Origin of the sequence: Okeania sp. SIO2B9, assembly GCF_010672505.1 — a bacterium.
In the GTDB taxonomy this organism is placed as follows: Bacteria; Cyanobacteriota; Cyanobacteriia; order Cyanobacteriales; family Microcoleaceae; genus Okeania; species Okeania hirsuta.
Genome location: NZ_JAAHGK010001044.1, coordinates 1 through 2765 on the forward strand (window position 1 = coordinate 1; position 2765 = coordinate 2765).

General features: G+C 32.2%; 4 protein-coding genes and 1 pseudogene. All 5 read left to right on the forward strand.

The genetic code is table 11. The features are described 5' to 3' along the window. Positions 1-290 precede the first annotated feature (290 nt). A pseudogene (locus F6K13_RS27010) lies at positions 291-533 on the forward strand (response regulator); the annotation flags it as partial. A 24-nt stretch (positions 534-557) separates the two neighbouring features. Beyond that, on the forward strand, positions 558-890 hold the full coding sequence (locus F6K13_RS27015) for a PAS domain-containing protein (protein WP_275670388.1): 333 nt from the start codon (positions 558-560) through the stop codon (positions 888-890). Between the two features lie 367 nt (positions 891-1257). Then, entirely contained in the window at positions 1258-1812 is a 555-nt protein-coding gene (locus F6K13_RS27020) for a DUF4168 domain-containing protein (protein ID WP_124145443.1), read from the forward strand. A gap of 14 nt (positions 1813-1826) precedes the next feature. After that, entirely contained in the window at positions 1827-2264 is a 438-nt protein-coding gene (gene ureE / locus F6K13_RS27025; RefSeq protein WP_124145442.1) for an urease accessory protein UreE, read from the forward strand. A 48-nt stretch (positions 2265-2312) separates the two neighbouring features. Then, positions 2313-2765 (forward strand): urease accessory protein UreF (locus F6K13_RS27030; RefSeq protein WP_287288989.1); only part of this gene is annotated, 453 nt, incomplete at its 3' end.

Below are 2765 nucleotides of genomic sequence, written 5' to 3' on the forward strand. Positions count from 1 at the left end.
CTGAAATTAGTAATTTACTCTAACTAAATCCATTGAAATATTTCAGTAAAATTATCTAAAATAAAGATAATTTTTTCACAATTATTATTATTTAGTAGGTAATTTTACTGAAATATTTCAATGGATTTAGTTAGAGTAAATTACTAATTTCAGTGTATATACTTAAAATTATGGATAACAATCAATTTAAAGAATTTTTGGGTGATATCTTAGTAGTGGACGACCAACCTAATAATCTCCGAATTTTAGCTAAAATACTCTCTGAAAAAGGGTATTAAGTAAGGGAAGCCACCAATGGAGAAATGGCATTAATAACTATCCAATCACAAGTGCCAGATTTAATTTTATTAGATATTATGATGCCACAAGTAGATGGTTATCAAGTTTGTCAACAGTTAAAAGCAAACCCTAAAACGAAAGATATTTCTATCATTTTTGTTAGCTCTATCAACGGTTCTGTAGATAAAGTAAAAGAATTTTCTGTGGGAGGAGTAGATTATATTACTAAACCACTACAAATAGAAGAATTATTGGCTCGTGTAGAAAATCAAATGATGATGACTAAACAAAAACAAAAATTGAAAGAAGAAAACACTAAACTCAAACAAGAGCTTTCAGAACATCAACAAAATGAGGAGCAATTACAATTATTACACAGAGCAATTGATGCTTGTCAAAATGGGATAATGATTACTGACTCTACTCAAACAGATAATCCTATAGTTTATGTGAATCAAGGCTTTGAAACAATAACTGGTTATTCAAAAGCAGAAGTAATGGGCAAAAACCCTAGATTTTTACACAAAAATCACCCAAATCAAACTGCTCTGACAGAAGTCTCCACAGCTGTGCAAGAACAAAGAAAATGGGCGTTGCACAATCAGGAATGATAAAATCCGAAAGTAGATATTTTTGGATAATTCTTTCCTCAATATATGTACAGTTTAAAATCTATTATCATTAATGTGCAATCCCTCTTTTTAAAGATATCTCAAATGGGTTCTATAAGTAGAATTCCCAATTGGCCTACAGCTATTACATATCCCAGAGCTTTATATTTAAAATATACCTATTGAATAAAATATCTAGTTCCTAAAAATTACAAATTCTTGGATCAAACACAGATGATGTGCTGTATTATAAATAACTTTAATTTTTCCACTTTCATTAGAAACTCTTAAGTAATTAGGAACTTTCTCGGACTAAAATAATTCGTAAGTATTTAGATAGTTTAAATTTTATTCGTTATCACAGATTATGAAGATTAAAGCTTTATTTCGTACTGTTCCACTATATCCCCATAGACTAATGTCCCAGTCTTTATCAGCAGTAACTCTATCTATATTAGGCTTAATGATGGGTGTAATACCTACTAGGTTATCTAACTCATTAATTCCTGTATTTGATAGAGCTGTCTACGCTCAGGAATCTTTTACAGATACAGAAGAAGAACAAGAAGCAAACTTTACAGATGAAGAAATAACTAAATATAGTACTACAGTTTTACAAATTGAAAACTTAAGAATAGGAGTTTATCAAGAAATTCAAAATGAATTTCAAAAACAAAGTCCAGGAGGATCTATTCCTCCAATTATTTGCAATCAGAAAAACACTGTTAACGATCTACCACGAAATATTCAAGTAATTGCCGTGAATTACTGCAATCAAGCTAAAAAAATTATTGATAGTAATGATATGACCGTTACTCTGTTTAATCAGATTACAATGGCTCAAAAGATTAATCAAACCTTACGAGAAAGAATTCAAACTGAGTTGCTCCGTCTTCAACAAGAGCGAACAAGTAGTCAATAAACCCATGACTGACAATGGTAATTTTAACCCAACGTTTAGCTGCTGACCAAAATGCAGTAGTTTGTTTGACTTTACCTCTGACTGCAGTACAACGGACCAGGAGTCGCTATCGTTTTGATACAGAGAATGGGGAAATTTTACATCTGCGTTTGTCTAGAGGAACAGTGCTGCGCGATCGCGACTTACTGGCCAATGAGACGGGTGAGTTTATAGTCAGAATAATTGCTAAACCAGAACCCATCCTGAGAATAACAGGGAAAACTTCCTTAGATTTACTCAGGGCAGCTTATCATTTAGGTAATAGACATATACCAATAGAAATTACTCCTACCAATTTAAAGTTATCTCCAGACCCAGTGTTAAAAGCTATGCTGGAACAATTAGGTATGGAAATTATAGAAGAAATCTCTCCATTTCAACCAGAAATAGGAGCTTATGGTCATGGTCATTAAGCAAGAGATAGCAAACCATATATATGTCTGTTTTATAAACCGGAAATCATGCACTATCAAAACCAGGGAGAAAACCAACTTTTATGTCTTTTACAGTTAGCAAGTCCGGCGTTACCAGTAGGAGCTTATAGTTATTCAGAAGGTATTGAAGTATTAGTAACTACAGGAAAAATTTCCGATTATGATAGTCTCAAAAATTGGTTGATAGATTGTCTCAAATTTGGAAGTATTCGATTAGAAGCAGCATTAATAGTTAGAGCTTATTTGGAAACTAATTCAGGAAATTTACAGCTTTTAAATAATTGGAATAATTGGGCAACGGCAGTTAAAGAGACAGAAGAATTGCGTCTGCAAAGTTTACAAATGGGTCGAACTTTGATTCGTTTATTTACGAATATTCAGCCAGATTTATCAACAGAATTAATGAGTTTTGTCCAAAAAAAACTCGAAACAGAAACAGATTTTTGTAACTTTGCGATCGCTTATGGTCTAATTTCTGCA